Origin of the sequence: Negativicoccus succinicivorans (assembly GCF_018373335.1) — a bacterium.
GTDB lineage: Bacteria > Bacillota > Negativicutes > Veillonellales > Negativicoccaceae > Negativicoccus > Negativicoccus succinicivorans_A.
This window is the reverse complement of record NZ_JAHAHH010000112.1, coordinates 1-2,424: the sequence shown is the minus strand read 5'-3', so window position 1 is coordinate 2,424 and position 2,424 is coordinate 1. Positions and strand designations below refer to the sequence as shown.

Genomic DNA, 2,424 nt, shown 5'->3' with positions numbered 1-2,424 from the left:
GCGCCGTTTTCTTGATTGCTTGCACCTTCGCCGCGTTTTCCTTGCGTATGTCGGTCAACTTCTGCCGCATTTCCGCAAGTTTTTGCGCGTGTTCTTCCGCATCTTCCGCGTGACTTTCTTTTAACCGTGCGACCAGCGTCTGTTCGCGTTCCAGCTCCTGTTCCGCCGCGCGTTCCTGTTGGCGCATTTTGGACAGTTGTTTTTGCGCGTCTTTTACCGATTCCCGCGCGCCCTCATGTTCTTTTAATTCAGAACGCAAATAGGAAAGCACCTCGGCAAGTCGTTCCGCCTCCGTCTGTTCGTCTGTCTGTTGGCGGCTGTCCAGCTTGCGCAATTGTTTCATGTATTCGCCCGCAAGCTTATTACGTTCACGGGCAATATATCTTGTTTCCGCCTCCAGCAGGTCCGCTTGCCCCAATTCGCCCGTCATGTATTCTTCCACTTGCGCGCGGATAGATTCCGGATTCATTAATTCATCGGTGAATGCTTTTCTTTGTTCCTGTTCTTCGCGTTTCAGTCGTTCTTCCATTGGTCCGCCGGCGTCTTCCAACGCCTTTTTGAACGCCGCCGCATCAGCATAGTATTTACTCAGGACATCTTCGCCGAATTGTTTTGCCAACGCCTCATGCTTGTATATTTCTTCTTTTTGTAATTCTTCTGTCCGCGCCGTGCGCCACGATTGAATTGCATCTTCCAGCATTTCCTCGACGCCCTTGCGGATCTTTTCTTCCACTTTCTTTTCGACGGTTTCCGCGGCTCTTGCTTTCAGTTTCACCAAACGCGCCGCCAGTTTCGTGTCCACGTCTTGCATCGTGTCCAGCGCTTTTTCCGCCGTGTAGGCGTCAATCTCTTCCTGTGTTGCGAGCATTCTATCCATAACATTGCGGATTGATTCCGGCGGGATTTCGCCCAAGTCCAGCAAGTTTTGATATATTCCTACCAGCCAACGACGGAAACGCCGAAAAACCGCCTTTAAGTCGCGCGACGGCGCATTTCCTTCACGTACATAGGCCTCAAAACCGCGCGCCCACTTTTCGTGCGCCGTCCGATTGTCCGCCCCGTCTTTCCAGCCGGTCCACTCTTTGACCGTTTGCCAGTCCTTTTTCAGCCACTCCGGCGCGTTATCCTGTGCCGCCATTTGTTGCAGATCTTCCAAAAAGACGTGTCCCGATTCATGAACGAAAGTAGAAAAGTTAGCGTCCTTACGGAACAAGAACAACATTTGCCGGCCGTCGCGTAACGCCGTCATACCGCGAACGTGTCGCGTGAGTGGCGATTGACTATGCAGTAATACTTTTTTGCCGTCTTGATACATTTCCCCGACGGCTTGTCCGTTACGCTCCAGCACGCGCACGGCTTGATCGTTGAATATAACAAAGCAGCGTCCGTCCCTGTATTCTTTATAGGTAATACCCTCAATGCCAAATTTATGTAGCAATAACGATGCCGCTTTTTTCGGATCTTCTTCGCCTTCTCGTTGCATCTGGAACACTACATCACGCCAAACGCGTTCGCCACGTTGCGGGCCGAGATCGTCGGCCGTAGCCGCCCTGTATGATTCGGGACGCGATCGATAGTATGCGGCGATTGCCTTGCGCACCGCCTCCGGCTGTTCATTAAGTGGCGTATCCTCATCTAACAGAACGTCATTCTCCGGTATATCAACCTTATACAAACTAGCAGAGGCGGAAGGATCTCCCCCTGCTTTTTTCGCCTCACGTCGCATCAATTTATCTTGATACTGTTTTGCTACGTCATGTTCTTGCGCAAAATACAAGCCCCAGCCGTGCGCCTTTCTTCCCGTACCCGTGCCGATTGCGTTTGTGTCGAACCGATCAAAAGAACGCGGAGAACCGTGCCAAGCCGTTTGAAAATATTCAATGCGTGATTCCACTTTCAGAAATTCCCGCGCAACCGCTTGATACCGTTCCATGTTATCTCTTGCATTTCTTTTGTAGTTTTTAAGCCTTTTCGCGGCAACAATTTCGGCGGCTTTCGGCGCCGCTTGAAAAATGCTTTCAACCTCTTCCCGTGAAAGCGCGCTTTCTTTCGGTAAAAAGTAGGCCGCCGCCTCCGGCGTTTCTTTCGCTACATCGGCAACGAATTCGGCACGCTCATTTCTTTCTAAAACATTTTGCAGTTGTCCAGCCGCCCGCGGCTCTTCTGCAATGACACGGCGCAAAAGGTCAAAATTATTTGCCCGCAATTCCGGTCTAAAACTATGTAAAAGCCCAACAGTGCGGCGAACGACTTCCGCAATAAAGTCTGGATCATTCTTTAGCGTTTCGCCGGCCGCTAAAAGCGTGGACATTCCGCCGCGTCGCGCCGCCGCCAACGCCACATCTTTATCATTGCGCGCCTGTTCGGGCAACGAGCGGAACAAGTCAGGATCACCGTTTACAACTTCAAGCCATTCTTTTTTGC

At 51.4% G+C, this 2,424-nt stretch carries 1 protein-coding gene; it reads right to left on the bottom strand.

Annotation, left to right across the window (positions count from 1 at the left end):
• On the bottom strand, window positions 1–2,424 hold a 2,424-nt coding region (locus KH813_RS06495; protein WP_303994531.1), incomplete at both ends, for a hypothetical protein.